This is a genomic window from Sphingobacterium sp. MAE, assembly GCF_056711605.1.
The window spans coordinates 1,288,535-1,311,935 of sequence record NZ_CM160044.1 but is presented as its reverse complement, the minus strand read 5'-3'; the positions used below and the strand labels follow the sequence as shown (position 1 = coordinate 1,311,935).

22 protein-coding genes and 3 tRNA genes are annotated in these 23,401 nt (G+C 35.7%); 9 read left to right on the top strand and 16 right to left on the bottom strand.

Annotation, left to right across the window (positions count from 1 at the left end; translation table 11 throughout):
* Positions 1 to 302 precede the first annotated feature (302 nt).
* From AC06G9_RS05600 to AC06G9_RS05570, 7 genes are all read left to right on the top strand, one after another.
* A tRNA-Gly gene (locus tag AC06G9_RS05600) sits at positions 303 to 378 on the top strand.
* Between the two features lie 14 nt (positions 379 to 392).
* Positions 393 to 477 (top strand) — tRNA-Leu (locus tag AC06G9_RS05595).
* Between the two features lie 136 nt (positions 478 to 613).
* Positions 614 to 1,330, top strand: coding sequence for a sensor histidine kinase (locus AC06G9_RS05590; RefSeq protein ID WP_480957655.1), 717 nt, complete (start codon positions 614 to 616; stop codon positions 1,328 to 1,330).
* Positions 1,323 to 2,033: a LytR/AlgR family response regulator transcription factor gene (locus AC06G9_RS05585; RefSeq protein WP_480957654.1), complete on the top strand. Its 711-nt coding sequence runs from the start codon at positions 1,323 to 1,325 to the stop codon at positions 2,031 to 2,033. Before AC06G9_RS05590 ends, AC06G9_RS05585 begins: the two co-directional genes overlap by 8 nt.
* A gap of 92 nt (positions 2,034 to 2,125) precedes the next feature.
* Positions 2,126 to 4,405: a cation:proton antiporter gene (locus tag AC06G9_RS05580; RefSeq protein WP_480957653.1), complete on the top strand. Its 2,280-nt coding sequence runs from the start codon at positions 2,126 to 2,128 to the stop codon at positions 4,403 to 4,405.
* Between the two features lie 11 nt (positions 4,406 to 4,416).
* Positions 4,417 to 4,635: a hypothetical protein gene (locus tag AC06G9_RS05575; protein WP_248754529.1), complete on the top strand. Its 219-nt coding sequence runs from the start codon at positions 4,417 to 4,419 to the stop codon at positions 4,633 to 4,635.
* 197 nt (positions 4,636 to 4,832) lie between these two features.
* Positions 4,833 to 5,882: an endonuclease/exonuclease/phosphatase family protein gene (locus AC06G9_RS05570; RefSeq protein ID WP_346570372.1), complete on the top strand. Its 1,050-nt coding sequence runs from the start codon at positions 4,833 to 4,835 to the stop codon at positions 5,880 to 5,882.
* A 40-nt stretch (positions 5,883 to 5,922) separates the two neighbouring features.
* Here AC06G9_RS05570 and AC06G9_RS05565 read toward each other — a convergent pair whose 3' ends face one another.
* Positions 5,923 to 6,189, bottom strand: a complete 267-nt coding sequence (locus tag AC06G9_RS05565; protein WP_045753487.1) for a hypothetical protein — start codon at positions 6,187 to 6,189, stop codon at positions 5,923 to 5,925.
* A gap of 205 nt (positions 6,190 to 6,394) precedes the next feature.
* On the opposite strand from AC06G9_RS05565, the gene AC06G9_RS05560 reads away from it, so the two are divergent.
* On the top strand, positions 6,395 to 7,120 hold the full coding sequence (locus AC06G9_RS05560) for an acyl-[acyl-carrier-protein] thioesterase (RefSeq protein ID WP_045753486.1): 726 nt from the start codon (positions 6,395 to 6,397) through the stop codon (positions 7,118 to 7,120).
* 56 nt (positions 7,121 to 7,176) lie between these two features.
* On the opposite strand, the gene AC06G9_RS05555 is transcribed toward AC06G9_RS05560, so the two are convergent.
* From AC06G9_RS05555 to AC06G9_RS05495, 13 genes are all read right to left on the bottom strand, one after another.
* Positions 7,177 to 7,809 carry a gluconate 2-dehydrogenase subunit 3 family protein gene (locus AC06G9_RS05555; RefSeq protein ID WP_094772787.1) on the bottom strand — a complete coding sequence of 211 codons (633 nt, stop codon included), beginning with the start codon at positions 7,807 to 7,809 and terminating at the stop codon, positions 7,177 to 7,179.
* Positions 7,810 to 7,830: 21 nt separating this feature from the next.
* On the bottom strand, positions 7,831 to 9,261 hold the full coding sequence (locus tag AC06G9_RS05550) for a Gfo/Idh/MocA family protein (RefSeq protein ID WP_045753484.1): 1,431 nt from the start codon (positions 9,259 to 9,261) through the stop codon (positions 7,831 to 7,833).
* Positions 9,262 to 9,280: 19 nt separating this feature from the next.
* Positions 9,281 to 10,969 carry a GMC oxidoreductase gene (locus tag AC06G9_RS05545; RefSeq protein WP_480957652.1) on the bottom strand — a complete coding sequence of 563 codons (1,689 nt, stop codon included), beginning with the start codon at positions 10,967 to 10,969 and terminating at the stop codon, positions 9,281 to 9,283.
* 37 nt (positions 10,970 to 11,006) lie between these two features.
* Positions 11,007 to 12,257: a nucleoside permease gene (locus AC06G9_RS05540; RefSeq protein ID WP_045753482.1), complete on the bottom strand. Its 1,251-nt coding sequence runs from the start codon at positions 12,255 to 12,257 to the stop codon at positions 11,007 to 11,009.
* Between the two features lie 89 nt (positions 12,258 to 12,346).
* The gene (locus AC06G9_RS05535) at positions 12,347 to 13,267 is read right to left on the bottom strand and encodes a hydroxypyruvate isomerase family protein (RefSeq protein ID WP_248754531.1); all 921 of its coding nucleotides are present in this window, start codon (positions 13,265 to 13,267) and stop codon (positions 12,347 to 12,349) included.
* Between the two features lie 7 nt (positions 13,268 to 13,274).
* Complete coding sequence (locus tag AC06G9_RS05530) at positions 13,275 to 14,315, bottom strand: FAD:protein FMN transferase (protein ID WP_248754532.1); 1,041 nt, start codon at positions 14,313 to 14,315, stop codon at positions 13,275 to 13,277.
* A 15-nt stretch (positions 14,316 to 14,330) separates the two neighbouring features.
* Entirely contained in the window at positions 14,331 to 15,644 is a 1,314-nt protein-coding gene (locus AC06G9_RS05525; protein WP_480957651.1) for a Gfo/Idh/MocA family oxidoreductase, read from the bottom strand.
* Positions 15,645 to 15,675: 31 nt separating this feature from the next.
* Positions 15,676 to 16,638 (bottom strand): formylglycine-generating enzyme family protein, encoded by a 963-nt coding sequence (locus tag AC06G9_RS05520; protein WP_480957650.1) that lies wholly within the window; start codon positions 16,636 to 16,638, stop codon positions 15,676 to 15,678.
* Between the two features lie 206 nt (positions 16,639 to 16,844).
* Positions 16,845 to 17,441: a hypothetical protein gene (locus AC06G9_RS05515; protein WP_480957649.1), complete on the bottom strand. Its 597-nt coding sequence runs from the start codon at positions 17,439 to 17,441 to the stop codon at positions 16,845 to 16,847.
* A 3-nt stretch (positions 17,442 to 17,444) separates the two neighbouring features.
* Positions 17,445 to 18,188 (bottom strand): hypothetical protein, encoded by a 744-nt coding sequence (locus AC06G9_RS05510; protein WP_434441351.1) that lies wholly within the window; start codon positions 18,186 to 18,188, stop codon positions 17,445 to 17,447.
* 172 nt (positions 18,189 to 18,360) lie between these two features.
* Positions 18,361 to 18,624 (bottom strand): 50S ribosomal protein L27, encoded by a 264-nt coding sequence (gene rpmA / locus AC06G9_RS05505; protein ID WP_045753477.1) that lies wholly within the window; start codon positions 18,622 to 18,624, stop codon positions 18,361 to 18,363.
* Between the two features lie 42 nt (positions 18,625 to 18,666).
* Positions 18,667 to 18,978: a 50S ribosomal protein L21 gene (gene rplU, locus AC06G9_RS05500; protein ID WP_045753476.1), complete on the bottom strand. Its 312-nt coding sequence runs from the start codon at positions 18,976 to 18,978 to the stop codon at positions 18,667 to 18,669.
* A gap of 98 nt (positions 18,979 to 19,076) precedes the next feature.
* Positions 19,077 to 21,119, bottom strand: coding sequence for a M13 family metallopeptidase (locus tag AC06G9_RS05495; protein ID WP_480957648.1), 2,043 nt, complete (start codon positions 21,117 to 21,119; stop codon positions 19,077 to 19,079).
* Positions 21,120 to 21,240: 121 nt separating this feature from the next.
* On the opposite strand from AC06G9_RS05495, the gene AC06G9_RS05490 reads away from it, so the two are divergent.
* Positions 21,241 to 21,325 (top strand) — tRNA-Ser (locus tag AC06G9_RS05490).
* Between the two features lie 306 nt (positions 21,326 to 21,631).
* Here AC06G9_RS05490 and AC06G9_RS05485 read toward each other — a convergent pair.
* Positions 21,632 to 22,873 (bottom strand): RNA polymerase sigma factor, encoded by a 1,242-nt coding sequence (locus AC06G9_RS05485; protein ID WP_346570367.1) that lies wholly within the window; start codon positions 22,871 to 22,873, stop codon positions 21,632 to 21,634.
* Positions 22,860 to 23,204 carry a YciI family protein gene (locus AC06G9_RS05480; protein WP_045753473.1) on the bottom strand — a complete coding sequence of 115 codons (345 nt, stop codon included), beginning with the start codon at positions 23,202 to 23,204 and terminating at the stop codon, positions 22,860 to 22,862. Before AC06G9_RS05480 ends, AC06G9_RS05485 begins: the two co-directional genes overlap by 14 nt.
* Positions 23,205 to 23,401: the final 197 nt, after the last annotated feature.

Below are 23,401 nucleotides of genomic sequence, written 5' to 3'. Positions count from 1 at the left end.
CTAAATCTATAGATCAAAATTTCCAAAATTAAGTAAAATCGACTATCTAATCTTGCGAACCTTTTCTTAAGATGTGCTCCTAAATGTCTACCATAATTATCCGTTGGGAGATTATATCCTCGAAAATCACGTTTATAGCTTGATACTTTACCTAATTTAATTTGACATTAAAAAATAATCTGCAATATTTGAGGCGATTACATATAATTATTAAAAAATGATGGTTTCAAATTTTGATATTAGGAAAATCGCCGTATATTTGCATCACCAAAACAGAAAACAACTTGTTGACTGTTAGCAATGCGAAAATAGCTCAGCTGGTAGAGCACAACCTTGCCAAGGTTGGGGTCGCGAGTTCGAATCTCGTTTTTCGCTCCACATTAATATCACCTGCCTAGGTGGTGGAACTGGTAGACACGCAGGACTTAAAATCCTGTTTCCGTTAAGGAAGTGCGGGTTCGATTCCCGCCCTAGGTACAAGAAAGCTCATCCAAAAGATGAGCTTTTCTTGTTTTAAAAACGATCCAATTGGCGACTTCAATTTTCAACTGAAATCCAGAAAATCCAATGTCTTTTTAGAAAATTGCTATATTCGAAGTAAAATAAAGTTAGTATGCTCAATTTTTATTATAGTTTATTATTTCTTGCATTCTTAGTTCTTTTGCTATTGACTGTATTTTTATATTGGAAAATCCGCATTTTGAAACGGCAAAATGAATTACTTACTAAACAGAATCGTGATGTAAATAATATCACTCTTCCAGATGAAACAACTATTTATAAGTTAGATCCACATTTACTAAAAAATGCATTAAACGCAATTCAATCGCATGCTTATCAAAGTTATCATGCCCTCGATAAGTTATCCAATGTACTGGATTATATTCTTTATGAGACAGATGGCACATTTGTTAAATTAAAGGATGAAATTGCTTTTGCTCAAAATCTGATTGAGATCAACAAACTTAAAATCAGTCCTTTATTTGATTTGCATATTCGTAAAAAAATTAGCCCCGAAGCTGGAGATATGCTGATCGCACCTTTTATGACCATCAATCCAATCGAAAATGCGTTTAAACATGCCGATGTCCAAAATGAAAATAGTTATATCTCTGTTGTTTTTGAAGTTGTTGAAGATTATTTTTATCTGACCGTATCTAATCGCATCCAGTCAAAACAACGTACAACGAATACTTTAGGTGGTTTAGGAAACAAAACATTTATACAACGATTAAAAAGTATTTATGGTGAAGATTATAGTTTAAACACAGAGCAAAAAGAAGATATTTACACCGTAACAGTAAAAATAAAACTGTATAAGAATGATTAAATGTATATTGTTGGATGATGAACTTCCTTCACTAAGCTATCTTCAGGCTTTATGTGGAAATTTTAAGGATGTAGAAATTATCAAAAGTTTTAATAATCCACAAAAATTTTTAGATCAGGTCGACAAGCTTGATTTTAACACATGTGTCATGGATATCCTCATGCCTAATCTTAATGGTCTCGATATTGCAAAACTCTTACCCAATAAGGCTATTATATTTTCGACCGCATATAAAGAGTTTGCGGCGGATGCATTTGATTTGCATGCTGTAGATTATTTACGTAAACCTTATCAAGCTGATCGCTTGCAAATTGCTTTTGATAAAGCGATGAAATGGATTATAGCAAATGCGGTATCCAGTGAAGATATCATTGAATTGAATAGTAATCAAGGGAAAACTCGAATTATTACTTCACAAATTGCGTACATCGAAGTTGCAGATCATGATAGAAGGGACAAGTATATAAAGATGACTGACGGACCTGATATTCTTGCAAAAAACATAAGTCTAGACGAAATCTTGATGTTCTTACCTACTGGAAAATTCTGTCGAATCAATAGGCGAAATGTGATTGCATTAGCGACGGTATCTTCGTATACTGCACAGTATGTGATTTGTAAAATAAAGGAGCCATCTGCGATGATAAAACTTACATTATCTGCACCCTACAGGGATCATTTTATTAACAGTCTGATTGTTTAGTACATTTTTTTTATTGTTCGGTACAAAAAATACGATTTAAGTTTGTTAAGAAACTTACAGCTATTATCTTGTTGTCTACAATAGGAAAATATATGTTAAATAGTAAATACCGATCTACGTTTTTTTACCTCATTATTTTAATAATTGGGATATCACTTGGCTATTTTATTATCCATCAAGGGACGCGATTTGAACATGAAACACATGGAAATATAAACGTTCCTGTACATTCTGCCTGGTCACATTTTTTAGATCACTTGCATGAAAATCTTTCCTACCCACTAGCAGTCCTTATACTACAGATCATAACCATTATTTTTGTAGCTCGAATTTTTGGTTTATTATTTAAAAAAATAGGTCAACCTTCTGTTATTGGAGAGATTGTAGCGGGTATAGCACTTGGTCCTTCTCTTTTAGGAAATTATTTTCCTGAGATATCTTCATTTCTTTTTCCAGTTAGTTCTTTAGGTAATTTGGGTGTACTTAGCCAAATCGGTCTCGTCCTTTTTATGTTTGTAGTGGGTATGGAACTTGACCTAAAAATCCTAAAAAATAAAGCTCATGATGCTATTGTGATTAGTCATGTCAGTATTATTTTTCCATTCTTGCTTGGAATGGGCTTGGCTTATGTGATCTTTCAATCGACAGCTCCCGATAACGTTTCTTTTTTGTCATATGCTTTATTTATTGGTATATCGATGAGTATTACAGCATTTCCGGTACTGGCCAGAATTGTTCAAGAAAGGGGTATGAACAAGACAAGATTGGGTTCCATGGCTATTACCTGTGCGGCGGCAGATGATATTACTGCATGGTGCCTTTTGGCAGCGGTCATAGCAGTCGTAAAAGCAGGATCTGTTATCAGTGCTGTTTACACCATTGCTTTTGCCATTGGCTACGTTTTCTTAATGGTACGATTTGTGAAACCTTTTCTGCAACGTATTGGAGATCTGCACACGACGAAGGAGCGTCTGGGAAAATCTATTGTAGGCATATTTTTCCTGACGTTACTCATTTCTTCCTGGACGACTGAAGTTATTGGTATCCACGCATTATTTGGGGCTTTTATGGCAGGTGTGATCATGCCCAATAACACGAGCTTTAGAAGTATATTTATTGAAAAAGTAGAGGATGTAGCACAAGTACTTCTTTTACCCTTATTTTTTGTATTTACGGGATTACGCACACAGATTGGATTGCTCAATGAAGCTGAACATTGGCACACATGTTTTTGGGTAGTCCTGATTGCTGTAGTGGGCAAATTTATTGGAAGTGCGCTTTCTGCAAGGTTTGTAGGACAAAATTGGCACAGTAGCCTCACCATTGGAGCTTTAATGAATACCAGAGGGTTGATGGAGTTAGTTGCGCTCAATATAGGTTATGATCTTGGCGTACTGACGGATGAAATGTTCGCCATATTGGTACTGATGGCCTTGATCACCACGTTTATGACTGGACCAGCATTAGATTTGATTAATAAATTTTTCAAACCCGAAATAGAAGATAATGCTACGCTGATATCGAAGAAAAATAAATACAACATTTTAATTTCATTTAGCAATCCAAATTCAGGTAAAATCCTACTTCGAATTGCCAATATGCTCACGAAAAAATCTAAAGAAAATAGTACCGTAACAGCGTTACACCTTTCTCTAGGGAATGAATTAAATACGTTTAATTCGATAGAATATGAAAGAGATAATTTTTCATTGTTAAACGATGAAAGTCAAAAATTAGATCAACCCTATACGCCTATTTTTAGAGGTACAGACAACATCAATGAAGATATTGCTAAAATGGCTAATGAAGAAGACTTTGACTTATTATTAACGGGAATTGGTCAATCCGTCTATGAAGGGTCTGTCCTTGGAAGTATCATTGGATTTACGAGTAAAGTGGTTAATCCTGAACGATTGTTAGGATCATTGACAGGAAAAGAAAGTCTGTTTAATCACAGTGGATTTGAAGATAAAACGACAGCACTTCTCAAATCTATTCATATTCCTTGTGGGATATTGGTCGATCGAGGTATTCCTGATGCGGTAAAAAATATACTGGTACCTATCAAAACTCTCAGTGATAGTTTCTTATTGATCTATATCCATAAACTAATCCAAAATAATGATGTAAAAGTAAGTTTCTTAGATGAAGATCAAGTGATTAAAACTTCTGTAGAACTTAAGGAAGCGATTCGATCGCTAGACTACGCAGCTCCTAATCATATCAATATCATAGATGAAGCAGATCGTAAAGATGTGGTATATTCTTCTTTTGATATTATACTGATTAGCTTCTTAGCATGGAAACAGATCTCCTTTGAAAAAGAACAATGGACAAAACAGCTACCAAGTACATTAATTTTAAAACCCTAATATTTATTGTTATGGAAAAATATATTTTTGAAACTATGCTTATCAATGATGATAAAATTCATCAATTAGAGGCGACTTTAAAGAATATCCCAAATATTGTTACCATTAATATTAAGCGACTCAGTAATGGGCTTATACTAAAATTAGAAGCTCTCAATATTCAAGCTTTTGAGATTGCATTTCAGCTCAAGCAAAATGGGTTTGCTGTTGAACGCTTGTATGAAGAATAAGAGTAGATCATCTGTTTTTACACCATAAAGGAAATTTTATGTTCTAGACTTTCCTTTATGGTTTGAGTCAATTATTTGATTAGCAATTAATGGATCCTATGATCACCTTAATAACATACCTCTGAATTGCTATTTTATTGTGTACCGGTCAGCTTTTCTCGATTATTTTTATATTTTTATCGAACAATAGATGACATATGCACACAGCTCTTTATATTTTTTCTTCCATTCTGATCATTATAAGTTTTGTTCCATTAATCAGGAACGATTATTGGACATTTCGTGTTTTTGAATATCCTAGACTACAAAAGCTGGTGCTCACGATTGTATCATTAGTTCTATTAGTGATTTTCTGCGAAAAAACAACTATTTTCTACATCTATATTACGCTGCTTTCTGGTACTATTATCTATTTAACAAAGCAGATTCTCCCCTTTACTCCAATTGGAAAAAAGCAAATTTTAAGAGCTAAAAAGGATATACCTGATCAATCGATCAGTATAATGATATCCAATGTATTTGAGGATAACACCAATTATCAGGGTTGTATTGCGGAGATTAAAAAGACGGGTGCAGATGTTGTTCTTTTGCTCGAAACCAGTCATAAGTGGATGGAAGAATTAAGAGAGGCTACGGATGCATATCCCTTTCGTATCGAAAAGCCAATCGACAATACCTATGGTATGCTTTTGTATTCTAAATTGGAACTAAAAGATAGTGAAGTCAAATTTTTAGTTGAAGATGATATTCCCTCAATCCACACAAAGGTAATTTTACCGAGTGGTGAGCTTGTCCAATTGTATGCAGTACACCCTACTCCACCTGTTCCAAACGAAAACCCGCGATCAACGGAAAGAGATAAAGAACTTTTAATGATTGCAGATGAAGCTGAAAAATCTGAACTACCGGTTATTGTTTGTGGGGATTTAAATGACGTTGCATGGAGCTATACGACTGAGCTATTCTTAAAAACAAGTCAATTGCTAGATCCTAGAAGGGGACGTTTCTTTCTCAACACCTTCCATGCGCATCATTTTTTTATGCGTTTTCCATTGGATCATATCTTTTGCAGCACGGATTTTAAATTGAAGCGGATGAAAAGGTTGTATAACTTCAATTCGGACCACTTCCCGATTTTAACAGAATTGCAATATGAGAGATCTGCTGATATCGAACAAGAAGAAAATACACTGGATGTAGATCAAGAAGATATAGCACTGGCTAAAGAGAAAAAAGAAAAGTGCTGATCGTACAGCACTTTTTCTTCTTTATTGCAAATTATAATATTTAATACTCTATTGCTAAAATTGATCTCAGTGGGATCAACACACCACTTTTAATTTGAAGATACTTATCTGTTAAAGACCAAACTGTTGTTTCCACTCTCTTGGGACCAGCCTCTGTTTGAAAAGCGATCGTTGTCTTGGACTTGAATTCATTACCTAATCGTAAAGCCCCTTTTAGTGTTTCTAAGAACGTCTGAGTTCTATCTTCATTCGCTGCAACAATTTTGAATGAAGAGATTTGTTCTTTTTCTATCAATTCTCCGATCATACTCCTAATAATTTATAATTGACAATTTGATTAAATAAGCCATTTCATTTATAACGTTCCTAATTGTTATAACATATACTTAACCTTACTTAAATGTAAGAATTCCTAAATAAAATACCAATAGTATTTTGTTTTTAACATTTATTTTACAAATCCAGATCATCACTCGTATAATTATCCCTAAATTTGTTGAAATTTATCAAAAATGGACAATTCAACATTTGAAAAAAACTGGGAGATCAATTTTACACAATGCTATTCAAATGCTAGAATTCGCTATTCTGATCTTTCTAACTTATTGCAATTGACAGCTGGTGAGCATGCTACTATCTCTGGCTTTGGTTTTAAAGAAATGGCGAAGAATAATCAAACCTGGGTTCTAAGCCGTATCCGATTTGAAATAAGTCGTTTGCCAAAGTGGATGGATAAAGTGACTATTAAAACTTGGATTCAACGACTAGAGGGGGCTAAATCTACCCGTAATTTTGAAGTTTATGTCAATAATCAACTGTATGTGGCAGCAAGCAGTTATTGGGCTGTAATCAATACGGTGAAAAGAGGACCTGAAGAATTGGCAATCGCTCTCGGAAATTTTAAAACTTTTCCTGATCGCTTTAGTACGCAAAAACCTTTTTCAAAATTGAATTTAGCTCAGGCAGTCAAATCAATAGAAAACTATACGGTTAAAATATCGGATCTAGATATTGTCAATCACGCAAACAATGTTAAATACTTGGATTGGTGCATGGACCGACTACCCATGGAACTGGTATTAACCAATCAAATAGCTGCTATAGAAATGAATTATTTGAGAGAACTTCGCTATAATGATACGGTGGAAATTAGTGGCAATTCAACTGAATTGGGCTATTTCATGACCGTTGCTAAGCAGGAACATATATCTTTTGCTCTAGAAATTGAAACAAAATAAAAGGGGCTGTATCAAATTTGATGATACAGCCCCTTTTTATATGATGATAAAGCAAATTAACCTGCAAAAGCTTTATCGCCTTTTTTATACGGATAATTTCCATCAAACTTTCCTGGGATCTTAACATAGCGTAATGCTTTTGTTAATCCAAGTTCTGAATTAAAGTAGCCCGTTAAGGTCAATTGTTTAAACATCGTGAACCAATGTGGTGGCTTACCAGCGACCTCTCGATATAATTCATTCTGCTTAACTGCATTCTTTTCACGTTCTTCTTTTGTTTCCTCATCCTGTTTTTTATTAAACTCATTTGCTTCTTTGTCTAATAAATTCACAAAACTTGTACGTTCTTCAGCAGAAAGATCCAAAAAGTTTTTCTTCATTAACTCTTGTGCTTTTTTATCTAGGTTGTTAATTCCATCCATAAAAACAGCTTGCTGTTCGTCAGTATAACAATCTCTAACCATTACAGGAATAAAACTTCCTACCCCAGCTTCTTTTGCTCCTGGAGTTGAGGTTTTTGGTAAAATAGCTTCTGCTAAGTCTCCCAATAGATCAGTAGTCTTAGGTTCAAATAAAACTTCTACTTGTTTAGTAGCAGAGCGTGAACAACCTTCAAGAAAAAGGCTCGAGCCGATGACCACGCCTCCCATCAACATGGCTACACGCTGAATTGCTTCTCTTCTATTCATAATCAATCTCTTTTTTAATACTTAAAATGTATAATTTACTTCCCAGCCTGGACGATAATTACGTTTTACGAACTGGTTTACTTCATCAAAATTAGTCACACGCATATTATTATTATCCCATAATAGGCGTAAATTTCTTCCTGGATACTTATTATCCACTTTCAAATCAGATCCACGAATGGCTAAATTAGCCATTAGCAAGGCTTCTGTTAATGGTCCAGCGATTTCAAAAGGTGAAGACATCTGCATATTACCGTAACCAGCAATACATCCTTCTACCCATTGCGCCCAGTGACCATCAGCACCACCTTTAACACGTGCATACTTTTGTTTTGGATTGGTATAAGAAGCAGATGTTGGCAGCAATCTTGGATTTGCGGCATAGGTATCAGCTAATATTTTACCTTTGGTACCGATAAATAAAATACCATTACCGCCGTCTCCAAAAGCTTCGTTTGGTCCTAATTCTTCTGGTCTTGGTGGTTGAATTCCGCCATCCATCCAGTGCAGTTTAACATCACCTGTTGTCTTGTCGGTCTTTGGAAAAGTCATAACCGCATAACTGGACGGTGGACAACTTTCTGGGAAATATCCTCGTTTGAATTCATCAACATATACCGAGCCTACAGTTGCCTGTACATCTTTTACATATTGTAGACCATAGATACTAAATGGTGCTTCCATGTTATGGCAGCCCATATCACCTAATGCACCAGTTCCATAATCCCACCAACCTCTCCAGTTAAAAGGAATTAATTTTTCAACGTAATCTTTATTTGGCGCAGTACCTAACCAAAGGTTCCAGTCCAGTTCTTTTGGCACTTCTGCTTTTTGAGTTGGCCATTGGATTCCTTGTGGCCATACTGGACGATCAGTCCAGCAATAAATTTCTTTCAGATCGCCGATCATACCTGCATCAACCCACTCTCTCATCTGTCTCACTCCATCACCTGATGCTCCTTGATTGCCCATTTGGGTTACAACTTTATACTTTTTGGCAGCATGTGTCAATGCACGGGCTTCCCACACATCATGTGCTAATGGTTTTTGCACGTACACGTGCTTGCCCAACTGCATCGCAGCCAAAGCTACGATTGCATGCTGATGGTCTGGTGTTGACACTGAAACAGCATCGATATGTTTATGCTCTTTATCGAGCATTTCACGATAATCTTTATAAAATTTTGCTTTTGGAAATTTCTTTACTGAGTCTGCGGCACGACGTGTATCTACATCACATAAATAAGCAATATTTGCTTTTCCGCTAGCGGCAAATCGTGAAACGTCTGATCCACCCATACCACCAACCCCTACAGATGCAACATTCAACATATCGCTTGGTGCTGTAAAACCAGTACCTCCTAAAACATGACGAGGTAAAATTGTTACTCCAGCTCCAAACAAGGCTGCTTTTTTTAGAAAGTCTCTTCTTGATGAATTATTTTTTTCCATAATTTAGATTTATTGATGATTATAGATTGCCTTTTTTCAGTTCACTTACAGCAAAATCAACCGCTCGGGCTGTTAATGCCATATACGTTAATGAAGGATTGACACAGCCTGCTGATGTCATCGCTGCACCATCTGTTACAAAAACATTTAACGCGTCCCAAACCTGATTGTTACCATTTAAAACAGATGTTTTAGGATCTCTACCCATACGAGCTGTTCCCATTTCGTGGATACCTTGACCAAAACCATACACATTATCGTAGGTATATGTGTCTTTAACACCAATTTTCTCCAACATCTCTTTCATCTCGTTTTGCATGTCACCGCGCATTTTCAACTCATTATCCTTGATTTCAACATCCATTGATAATACAGGAAGACCCCATTTATCTTTTTTAGTCTTGTCTAAGCTAATTTTGTTTTCATGGTATGGTAAAATCTCCCCGAAAGCAGTAAAACCTACGCTCCAATCACCAGCTTCAGTAATCGCATCTTTCCATGCGCCACCTACACTCATCTCTGCGACCTCTCCAGACCAGCGACCACGACCTGCAGCTCCTTGATAACCAAAACCACGTACATAATCACGTTTCTTTTCGTCACCGGCAACGTTCACAAAACGTGGCACATATAATCCTGTTGGTCTTCTACCAAAAACATAACTGTCTAAATATCCTTCAACTGTACCACCGGCACCACAACGGAAATGGTGATCCATTACGTTATGACCCAATTCGCCACTGCTACTTCCAAGTCCGCCTTCCCAAACATCAGTAGCCGAATTCATCAAGACCCAAGTTGAGTTAAATGCAGATGCATTTACAAAGATTACTTTAGCGAAAAATTCATAGGTTTGATTTGTTTCTGCATCAATAATCTCCACTCCTTTAGCTTTCTTTGTATTCTTATCATATATGATCTTCGTGACAATAGAAAAAGGACGTAATGTCAAATTACCTGTCTCTACCGCAGCTGGTAAAGTTGCCGACTGTGTACTGAAATAAGCGCCAAAGTTACAACCTAACCAACATTGATTTTGATATTGACAGTTGATACGATTGTGATGAGGAACAGTAATATTAGCTGTTCTTCCCATAATAAAATGGCGATTACCATTATATTCTTTCTTCAAACGAGCTGCTAAATCTTTTTCCACGATATTCATCGCCATTGCTGGCATGAAATCACCGTCAGGTAAAACATCTAGACCATCACGATTACCGCTGATACCTGCAAATTTCTCTGCATAGCTATACCAAGGTGCAATGTCTTTATAACGAATAGGCCAATCGACTCCGTGACCGTCTTTTAAATTTGCTTCGAAATCCAAATCACCAAGACGATAAGATTGTCTTCCCCACATCAATGAACGACCACCTACGTGATATCCTCTATACCAATCAAAACGTTTTGTCTCGGTATAAGGACTTTCTTGCTCATTCACCCAATAGTCTAAGTTTTTTTCATTTAAAGGATAATCTCTACTCAAAACAGGACGATCTTTGATCATTTGTTGTGTACGACCACCTGCGTGCGGAAAATCCCATGGATTTTTATTCGGCGACGGATAATCTTTCACGTGCTCAATATTACGACCACGCTCCAACATCAAGGTCTTTAAACCTTTTTCTGTCAATTCTTTTGCTGCCCATCCACCACTGATTCCTGAACCAATGACAATAGCATCATAAGTGTTATTTTCAGCCATTTTATATTTATGTTTAGTTTAGTTTTTTAATTAACTTTTATTCGGATATAACTTTATTTTCTACTTTCTCGTCTTTAAAAGCAACCAAGAAAATAATAAAAACTACGAATGCAATTCCTGCTGGAATAATCCATGTTTGTTTCCAGAAATCAGCAACATTAGCTTCTTGAAGATACGCATATTTTTCACCAATAAATCCTGCTACCCAGAATCCAATCAGCTGACCTACTCCATAAGTTGCTAATGTGATCAAACCTTGAGCTGCGCTTTTATATTTAATACCTGCCTTACTATCGGTATAAATTTGACCTGATACAAAGAAGAAATCATAACAAATACCATGTAAAGCAATACCTAATATCAACATGAAAGAAAGATCGCCGGCGTTGCCATATGCAAATAAGATATATCTTAGAGCCCAAGCAAGCATACCCACTAAAATTGTTTTCTTAAAACCAAATTTAGAAAAGAAAACAGGTAATGCTAATAAGAATAGGACTTCCGAAATTTGTCCAATAGTCATTTTGCCTGTCGGGTTTTCCATTCCAATTTGATCTAAAAACGGATTAGCATTTTGATAGTAAAATGCTAGAGGAATACAGATCAATATGGAAGAAATAAAGAAAATCAAGAAGTTACGATCTTTCAATAATTTGATTGCATCTAAACCAATAATGGATGCAAACGAAGGTTTTTGATCGGATTCAATTTTAACGGGAGGTGTTTTAGGTAAAGTGAATGAAAATAAACCTAATACTAATGATGCTACCGCTCCCATTAAAAAGGTATTTTTCAAAGCACCGGCAGAAGATGCTTCTGCTGCATCCCATTTAAATAGGTAACTGATCGATAAACCTGCCACGATCCAACCGATTGTACCCCAGATACGGATATTGGAAAATTGTTTTTCAGGATTGCTTAGTTGTCTGAAAGATACCGAATTTACCAATGATAGTGTTGGCATATACAATACCATGTAAGCCAATACATAAGGGTAAAATGATGATATTTCAGTAGCGTTATACATTTGATACATCAGAACAGCACCAACTACATGCAATACACCAAGTATACGCTCTGCATTAAAGTATCGATCGGCAATCATACCGATAATAAAAGGGGCGATAATAGCTCCTAATGATTGGGTAGAAAAGACATTCGCAATTTCAAGCGGTTGTGCTTGTAAATTTTTACTTAGGTAGGTACCCAATGTAACAAACCATGCGCCCCAGATAAAGAATTCCAGGAACATCATGAACGACAATTTAAATCTAATAGATGTAGACATTATATGTTTAGTTTATTTTAAAATAAGAGATTTTTATCAATAATTGGTTTTAATATGACAATCTAGCATAAAAAAAACAATTGTACAAATTACACTAAGAAATTATCTACTTCTCTGTATGCGTTAACCAAAGCTTCTTCTCCCACTTTGCCTCCTTTGGACATGCCGTGTTCCATGCCCACTACACCTTTAAAGCCCTTCTCATGAAGCCATTTAAAGACGTTTTTGTAGTTGATCTCACCTGTTGTAGGCTCTTTTCTACCAGGGTTATCTCCTACTTGGATATATGCGATCTCACTCCAACATTCATTCATTTTATGTATCAAGTTTCCTTCATTTTTTTGCATATGATAGGCATCATATAATAATTTACATGAAGGGCTTCCTACTCCTTTACAAATCTCGTACGTTTGATCCGAATATCTTAGGAATAGATCAGGAGTATCACTTAATGGCTCCAATACCATGGTAATACCATGAGGTTCGAATATCTCTGCTCCTCTTTTTAATGCTTCAATGACATTACCCGTCTGAACACCGATTGATAAATTGCGTTCATAGTCGCCAGGTACGACCGTTACCCATTTTGCATTTACACGTTTTGCAACTTCTACAGACTCTTTACAGCCTTTCAGAAAGATATCGATGTAATCTTGTTTTCCTGCTGCTAATGTATTGGCACCGTTCCCGCCTTTTGGAACAACAAACACACCCATACGCATACCCAAAGCCGCCAAGGTTTCACCTATTTTCTTTTGTTCGTCAATACTACGCCCCGTCATACCATTATCTTCGATACTTCGAAATCCCAACTCGTGCATATATTTGATCTCATCAACAAAACTTTTGCCTGCAGTAGCACTGAACATTCCTTGGTGGGGTGCATAATCCAAATTAAATGTGGCTCCAGCTTTATTTTTTTTCTGTTGCTGCTCTCCTGCTAAGGTGGTCAAGCTCACTGCTGAACCAGCTACCAGTAAGGTATTTTTTAAAAAATCAGATCTTTTCATAATTTCATTATGTTGCTTTTTGTAGAAAAAAATCAGAAAACCCTTTTGAGTATTTTTCTTCTATTTCTCCCCTTTCATTGTTAAATATAATATAAACTTCTAAATTCTTCCTCTTCTTTACAAAATCTAATATCTCGTCAGGTGTCAGTGCCATAAAATAATTATCTAAAGCATCGGCTTCCATAGCAGTTTTTGCATATACCGTCACACTCACTATGGGACTTGAAAACATATATCCAGTTAATGGGTTGACATGGTGGCTGATTTTCTGTTTGCCATTCATCATATATTTCTCAAAATTGCCGGCCGTGGTTAGCGCCCCAGATTTAATACATACTACCTCTGTTTGCAAATGATGATTTGAAGTTGGTCTTTCGATGCCAATTTTAAAAAAATCACCTTGCAAATTTTTGCCTTTGACACGCATTTCACCTCCCAATTCAACAATATAATTTTTGACACCTTTATTTTCAAGAAATTCAGCCAATACATCGACCGAATATCCTTGAGCGATACCATTTACATCAATACTAATGTTGGGTCTTGATTTTTTGAGATAGGGTGCTTCCCAGATCAATTTGTTCATCCCAACCGACGATAAAGTGGAAGTAATTTTATTGGAATCGGGAAAATGCTTGATTTGTGTAGTACCGAATCCCCATAACTGAACAAGAGGTGCTACAGTGATATCAAAAATACCTTTCGTGATCTGATGGTAGTAAAATGATGCTTCAACTACTTTTTGAAAGTGTCGATCCAGTTTGACAATATTTGTTTCCTGTTTATTAAACTGACTGATTGTCGACAATGGATTATAGATTGACATGGATAAATCGATCACTTTTAATATACTATCGACATCATTTTTTGAAACTTGTTCATATTGATCGAAATATGTTATGTGGTAAGAGGTGCCCTGTGCAGGCCCTGACAAGACAATTTTTTGGAGAGGTTGTACAAAATAAGAAGTTTGTTCAATTTGTGTAGCAGCGATGCCGCACAAACTGAACAAACTTATTGAGAGCAGTATCCATGATTTAAAATACATGAATGCATCCCCTTATTAAATGTATAAATTTGTATTCTGACCAGGTATTGCTACCGGATATGAACCATCTTCTTTTGGTAATACTTTTGGTAAAGCATCCCATGCGTAATTTGCTGGCATAATATCAATGTCCGATTTCAATGCCGCATCCCACTTGATGACTTTTCCTGTATAGCACGCAATACGACCAATAATACCTGTTAAAGTACTGTAAGCTCCATATTCGGCATTATCAAATTTGTATTCTCCTTTTGAAATTGCCTCGAACAATTCTTTATGTTCTTGTTGATAAGGATTTGAATTTCCTTTAGGATCATGACGATAGATTTCATTTCCTTTGGCATCCCAAAGTACAGCTTGGCCATTTGCAGATAGGTATGCTCGACCTTTTGTTGCCTGGAACTGCTCATCAACTCTGTTAGTGACACCTTCAAAGTGAGCACACTGACTGTACACAACCGAATTATCGGGATACGTTAGCTCCAATGCAAAATTATCATAGATCTCTCCATACTCTTTACCTGTTCTATGTGCACGGCTACCTGTACCTTGAATACGTACGGGATATGCACCTTTTACCCAATTGGCAATATCTATATTATGTACGTGTTGCTCTACGATATGATCTCCACACAACCAGTTAAAATAATACCAGTTACGCATTTGGTAATCCATTTCAGTTTGTCCTGGTTTGCGTGGTCTTACCCACACGCCACCGCTATTCCAGTACACTTGTCCTGCAACAACATCACCGATAGCACCATCATGTATTCTTTTGATCGCTTCTCGATAATTTGTTTGATATCTACGTTGAAGACCTACAACGACATTTAATTTTTTCTTTTTAGCAATTTCAGCTGCTGCTAAAACTTTACGGATGCCTGGGATATCAACAGCTACTGGCTTTTCCATGAATACATGTTTGCCCTGGCGAACTGCTTCTTCGAAATGCATCGGACGAAACCCAGGAGGAGTTGCTAAAATAACAACATCCGCTAACTTAATGGCTTCTTTGTAGGCATCAAATCCAACAAATTTATGTTGATCAGATACATCGATTTTATCTTGCCATTTATCTTTTAAAGTTTTATAAGTGCTATCCAAATTATCTTTGAAAGCATCAGCTAATGCTACAACTTTAATATTGAAACCAGAGCTTAAAGCATCAAAAGTTGCACCTGTACCGCGACCTCCACAACCGATTAATGCAACTTTAATCACATCACTTCCTGCTGCAAATGCTCCTACGATAGGCATGGAACTTAAAACTGTCCCACCTGCAATAGCTGCTGTCGTTTTTAAAAAATCACGACGTTCAAATTTTTCCATATTTTAGGTATTTAGGGTTATAATTGATATTTTAATAATCTTTAATTGGAGCTTTATCATAATAAGCCATGATCTCCTCATGTGAAGGTGGAGTAACTGGTCTTACCAACCTCATCCCCACAAATGGTGCCTCAGGAAACCACCAATTACTCTTAGGAATCTGTGGATCTAATTGCTTCCAAAAAGGATCTGATGCCAACCGAGCGGCACTTCTCAAATCCATAGGTTCGCTATCAAAAGAACCACCTCTTACACTATTTGGATATAATTTTGTAGGTACTGCAACTGGGTTGTCTGCTACTTTACCTTCAAATTGTTTATAATAATCTTCAATATATTGATCAAAAGTCCACTCAGAAACATTGCCATGCATATCGAATAAACCCCATGCATTTGGTGTCTTAGTTCCGACAAGATGTGTAGATCCATCACTATTTCCTTTATGCCAAGCATATTGATCTAATTGAGATGCATCATCGCCAAAACTAAATGCTTTGTCACTTCCTGCACGACACGCATATTCCCACTCTGCTTCAGTTGGAAGTCTATAAAAAACTCCTGTACGAACATACAACCATTTACAAAATTGAATGGCATTATAATGTGTCATAGCTAAGGCAGGATGCCCTTCTTTACCCATACCAAAAGTCATGTCCAAATAAGGCTTTGTAGGACGTGTAACTGCATCAACCTCTGGTGCTATCTTGCCGTCTAAACTTTGAGTTAGTTCGTAATCCTTATACAAGAAGGGTTCAAATAAATTCCAAGTTACTTCATACTTACCAATCCAGAAAGGTGCTATTTTCACTTCATGAATAGGTTTTTCATCTGCTTTTACATTTCCGCCTTGTTTATATACTCCAGCAGGAATTGCAACCATATCAAATTTCAATTTTGTACCCTTTATTTCTTGTACATAACTTTCCACCTTTTGCTGTGCAAACGACGTACTAGAAATTCCTAACAAGATAAGAGTAAGTAAACTTTTATGCATTTTATTTTTTTCTATAAATAATTGGTCATCACTCTCCCACTAATCCAGACGTATTATTTGTCTAAGATATTAATTTGATTGTGTATTATAAACAATAAGCCTCATAACTTTTTTATTACAAAAGTTAAAAATGATAAGTGCTTAAAAAAAATAAGGCTTGTAAAACAAAGTTTCACAAGCCTTAAATGTAGTACAGACGTATTTTATTACAATAAAATATTACGACTCACTTCTTTGTCTATTGTAATATAGCCCGGATAAAAAATTGACTTACCTGCAATATTGATGGAAGGTTTTATCTTAATTGTAAATAATCCCTTTTTTGTATTGGAATTAGATCCGATAAATCCTGCTAAATCACCGTTATTGATCAAGTCATAAATATTAGTATTCAATCGCACCGATGCTATTGTTGATTGTCCTGGATCTAACGATATCGACTGATTGACAATACCTTCTGCTAATTGTTTTTTCTCAAATAAGATAATATATTGAAATTGATTGATAGCAGCTTTCTTAAGAGTCGGATTCTGAATTTTCAATCGAACAACAGCATCTAACGGTATATTTTTACGCAACATCCCTAATGCTACACTTGGCAATGATGAAAGATCAATACCATCTGATTTAACAATCTTTTGAATAGAAGTACCTGCCACACGGATACTATCTACGGATTGTATATCGTATTTGCATTTGCCTAAATTTTCAATTTGGGCTTTTTGTCTGCTAACTCCACAGCTAGTCAAGATTGCGATACTCACAAATGCGAATAACCAATTCTTTTTCAACACGTTTATCATAATTTAATTTTTCCTTCCAAATTTATAAAGAATTCCTAAGCTATTGATAGGATGACCTGCTTTTAAATAATCATTACTCATCAATCCAAAATTCATTCCTGTCATATATTGTATCTGCCAGCCACGCCCCACTTCCATACGGGTATAAAATACAGGTTCAATCAATACATTACGTTCCTTATATGCATGTACCTGATCAATTTTAAAATCAGTCATATTCACATGGGATACTCTTAAAATTGTTCCATAATTTAATGCGCGATCTCCACCAAATAAATGTATCTTTTGTCTTTTTGTAGAAGAATAATTGACCTGAACAAATATCTTATCAAAATCCATATCTCTACTTTCAACGACAGCGGGGCCAGCGGTTGATGTTCTGGTATCCACTTCATTCACAGTTCCTATTCCATATCCAGCATATACTTCTAAAATACGATTGCGTCGCTGTCCAAAAGTAGTGAAATATCCGATGCCTAATTCGCCCATTTTTTGAGCAAAATCAGTTGGACTATCTTTTCGATCTATATAAGAACCATTTGCAATCACTCCAATATGATCTGAAACAGCGACCCCACCACTTGCAGAAACATTTCCTTTTAAATTGATATTTCCAGAAACATATACCTCACCTGCATCTTTGAACATAGGTGCTGCTGGGACATTGGGCATATACATCGAACTACAGGATGATAGTAGTAATAAGCTAACTGCTGGAATACCGTATGATAGACTTTTAAAAATCATGAACGTTTAATATTATCTATAAACTGCTTTTTACGTATAAAATTGTACCAAACTCTTATTATTGATACAAATAATTATGTTCAAGTATATTAACAAGCTCGTAATTAGGGTGAAAAACAAAAAAGGCGTTAAGTAAACTTAACGCCTTTTACAAATATTGTGTAGCAAAAACTTATGCTTGCTCTGTAGGGATTACAGAAACATAAGATTTATTGTTTGCTTTTTTGCGGAAAACTACTTTACCGTCAACTAAAGCGAACAACGTATGGTCTTTACCAATACCAACATTTAAGTCAGGATTGTGATTTGTACCACGTTGGCGAACAATAATGTTACCAGCGATAGCAGCTTGACCACCGAAGATTTTGATACCTAGACGTTTCGAATGTGACTCACGGCCGTTCTTGGAACTACCCGCACCTTTTTTATGTGCCATTTCTTATCTTAGATTAAGACTAATGTCTGATTAAAAATTCAATTATAATGTAATACCAGTGATCTGGATTTTAGTGAATTGTTGACGGTGACCGTTTTTCTTTTTGTAGCCTTTACGACGTTTTTTCTTGAAAACGATAACTTTATCACCTTTTAAATGAGACAAAATTTTAGCCGAAATTTTAGCACCAGCCACGTTCGGAGTACCGATTGTGAATTTACCACCATCTTCTGCTAACAATACATTGTCAAATTCAATACTAGCGCCTTCATCTCCTTGTAAGCGGTGCACAAAAAGAAATTGGTCTTTTGCAACCTTGAATTGCTGTCCTGCTATATTTACTATTGCGTACATTGTTAATAAATTAATTAAATGTGTTTATTGTTAATGAACGGCAAAATTAGCAATTATTATTCAATTTCTAAAATATATTACACTTTTTATTTCTCCCCCTACCAAACGGCAACACGCTTTTCTGGTGCCACATACATCTTGGCTGTTTTAGGAATCTGAAATGCTTGATAAAATGCTTCCATGTTATAGACTGGTCCATTGACTCTAAATTCTTCTGGACTATGCGGGTCTACTTTTAAGCGCATGTTCATTCTTTCATCGCTATTCTTGATGCGCCAAACTTGAGCAAAACTCAAAAAGAAACGTTGATCGGGTGTAAATCCATCTATTTTTGTTGATTCTTGACCTTGTTTTGTTTTTTTGAAAGCATCAAATGCAATGTTTAATCCTCCTATATCAGCCAGGTTTTCTCCTAATGTCAATTTTCCATTGACATGCTGATTGTCTAATAAGGTAAAACCATCATACAATGCTGCCACCTGATTGGCTTTTGTTGTGAACTTGGTCGCGTCTTCTGGAGTCCACCAATCTCTCAAATTTCCTTCTTTATCGTACTGACGACCTTGATCATCAAAACCGTGAGTCATCTCATGTCCAATCACTGCACCGATAGCACCATAGTTAATCGCATCATCTGCATTGGCATCAAAGAAAGGAAACTGTAGTATTCCTGCTGGAAATACAATTTCGTTATATGGAGGATTGTAATAGGCATTAACGGTTGGCGTTGTCATCAGCCATTCTGTTTTATCTACCGGTTTGCCCATCTTATCGATCATTTCTTTATAAGCGTGACGTGATGCTGATTGTAAATTTGCATAGTAGCTATCTTTATTGATTTCAACATCTGAATAATCTTTCCATTTATCTGGATATCCGATTTTCTTAGTAAAAGACTGCAGTTTATCAATGGCTTTTTTCTTAGTTTCAGGGGTCATCCAATCTAATTTTTCAATACGATCGCGATAAGAGATTTCAAGATTATTGACCAACTCAAGCATTCTTTTCTTGGCTTCAGGTTTAAAATATTCATCTGTAAACAATTTACCGATGACTTCACCTAAGCTTTCATCTACTGTACTCACCATTAATTTCCAACGTTCCTTTTGCTCTTTTTGACCTTGCAGGGTCTTGCCATATAATTCGAATTGAGCATTACGAAAGTCTTTGGTCAAAGCTTGAGCAGAGCTGTTCAAGAGGTCTGCTTTCAACTTCATTTTCCATGTATCCAATGACTCCGATTTCAACAAATTATTTAGAGCAACATAAAACTTAGGTTGTTGCACCAATAATGTGTCTGTTTTTATCGATAATCTTCCTAAAATATCATTCCAATTGAGGTTTGGAGTTTGCTTTTGAAATGTAGCCACAGCTACTTTATTATAATTTTTAATGGGATCTCGTAATTCAACAGGACTGATATGCGATTTAGCAATAGCAGTTTCTATTTTCAAAACAGACTCGGCATTCACTTTGGCTGTTGCCTGCTGACCTGCTAATGTAAATAACTTGGTGAGGTAACTCGTATATGCTTCACGGATCTTCTTAGCCTTATCATCTTGATCTAGGTAATAGCTAGCTTCAGGAAGATTAAGACCACCTTGAACAAAGGTAGCTGCATTTTTATTGCTCATACGCTCGTCTGCAGCAATATAGAAGGAAAATAGATCTCCATTTCCTTCTTTAAAACCATCAGCGCTGTAAGCAATAAGTTCATCAATAGATTTTAACCCATCAATTTTTTTCAATTGATCTTCAATAGGTTTAATGCCAAGCCTTTCAATCGTGATTGTATCCATGCCGCTGGTATAGAAATCTCCAACTTTCTGTTGATCAGTCCCTTTTTTACTATTAGACTTTGCCGCTTTTTCCAATATACCATGAAGCTTTTGTAGATTTTCATCGTTAAGGGTATAAAATGATCCCCAACCTGATTCTGAGGGTGGTATAACGGTCTTTTTTAACCATTGCCCGTTGGCATACATAAAGAAGTTATCGCCTGGATGTACTGTGGTGTCCATGCCTGATACATCTAAAAACACTGTTCGATCTGCTTGTTTTTGATCTGAACTTTTATTGGATTGGCAGCCAAATGCTAAAGCAGCAATTGGCAATATTGCCCATAATTTTTTATTGACCATAATTTTCTAATTTCAAACACCTTAAGTAAAGGTAGTTTTTTTATTAATGCGGAAATAACACTTTTTGCTGAAATTTGTTTTGGAAAATAGAATTATACTTCTATTTTTGCCAGTAGACTACGGAGAGGTGTCAGAGTGGTCGATCGAGCACGCTTGGAAAGCGTGTGTACTTAACGGTACCGCGGGTTCGAATCCCGCCCTCTCCGCATCCTAACAAGGAAAACGTATCAAAACCCTATAAATTTACGATTTGTAGGGTTTTTCTTTTATATACTCATATCGTTTTTTCAATACTTCTCATTTCCAGCGAGACCATAGTGAGCCCCTAAAAGATGGTTAGCTAGGGTCTCTCTAAAATGAATCGCTAGATGAAACCTCCCGATTAGGGATCGTGAAACCATATCTCCCTTTCCGCTATCAAAAAATAAACTCAACTATCTAGTTGGGGTTTTCTCAATTTATTATGTTTTGCAAGCTTAACTTACTAACGGCTAATTTTATATAAAATCCTGTTACTGGACTATCTTCGTGATTTTTTGACCAATATAATCTCTATCAAACTGATTTTTAGTATGTAATAAAGCGCGTAAATAATATGTTGAAGCCAATTGGTTCATCTTATTTTTTTCATAAAGATGAGCCAATGTAGTGTAAAAGGGAAATTTGAGGAACTCGTTTAGATCAGGTTCAAAATTTTTTATTTTTTCTATTAACCCTGCTATTGGTAAATAATTACTTTCAACAATGATTTTGTTGATTTCAACCGATATTGTGGGTTCTAATAATGTCAATTGTGTATATAGTTTTGAAAGCAATTGCCAATTTGTTTTTTCATATTGAACTGCAGATAAATGTACGGAGGCAATCAATGCTTCTAAATAATACTTATTTAGTCTGTTCTTCTTTAGATCTATTTGATTCAAATAAGCAAAACCTTCAGCAATTAAATTTTTATCCCATAATGTTCGGTCTTGATGCTCCATAGATATCCACATGTTATTATCCATTCGTGCTGGAAATCGAGCTATATGAAAGAAGAATAGAGCTAAAATCGCATTCAATTCGCAGTTTTCTTGTTGATAATTTTTGATTAAAACTGCTAATCGAATGGCTTCAAAACATAGATCATGATGTATGGAGCCATTTTTTCGGGATGATTTAAAACCCTCATTAAACATCAGGTATAAAACATGCAGTAGATAAGGCATTTCCTTATGCAAAACATTTAGGTCATAATCTTCGTATTGAATAGCAAAATCCTTAATCATGCTCTTACTACGGCCTATCATCTTTTTAATTGTTTCAAGGGGTAGCATCAATGCATGAGAGATTTCGATATATCCAAAACCACATAAATAAAACAATGCAATGATAACCTTATTTCGGTCAGAAAGATTAATTTTAGAAAAGTAAACCAAAAGTCTAATCAGACTATCTTCTGCTTCATCTGGATCTAACTGTAGATCTTCAGCATGAAATTGACATGTAATATGACGACCAATAGCTTCACGTTTGATTTTATTAATTAATTTGTTTTTAGAGACTTGAATCAACCAAGCAAAACTATGATTTGGAATTCCTTTGTATTTCCATTCATTTAATGCGACTTCAAAAGCCTCTTGTACCGCATCAACGATATTATCAATTTGTTGGTAACCAAATTTTGCAGACAATAAAGCGATCATCTTTCCATGGGATTCCCTGAAAAGATGATCTGTAAATTTGTTAATCGTATTATGATCACTGTTGTTCATCAGTATCGATAATTTCCCTTAACTCTAAAGTCGCGCCATTCTTAAGATCTGGACAGCTTTTCACTAATTCAGTCGCTTCTGCTAAACTGTTTGCTAATAGTTTGTAATAGCCACTTACACACTCTTTTGTTTCTATATATGGGCCGTCTGAAATGACATTTAGCTTTAAAGTAACTCCAGTAGATTCTAATGGATTTCCTTCTAAGAAATGTCCATTTGCGACTAATTCTTCGACCCAATTGATATGCTCCTGAATATCAACTTGCATATCTTCTACAGATAAATTTCCATAAGCAGCAGACTCACGGATTAGCATTAGGAATTCTTTCATTTTTAATTTTTTTAAGGTTAATGAATAAACTATTTACCCTAATGACAAATTAGATTAGCAATTCGGGACATTTTTTTAAAATTATATTTCTGCAAAATTTGATGCTACATGAAATAACGATCAAATGGTTATTTAATTTAGTAAAAAACGGAATACGATCCTAATATAATTTCTCTATCAGAACATTGATAGCCTAA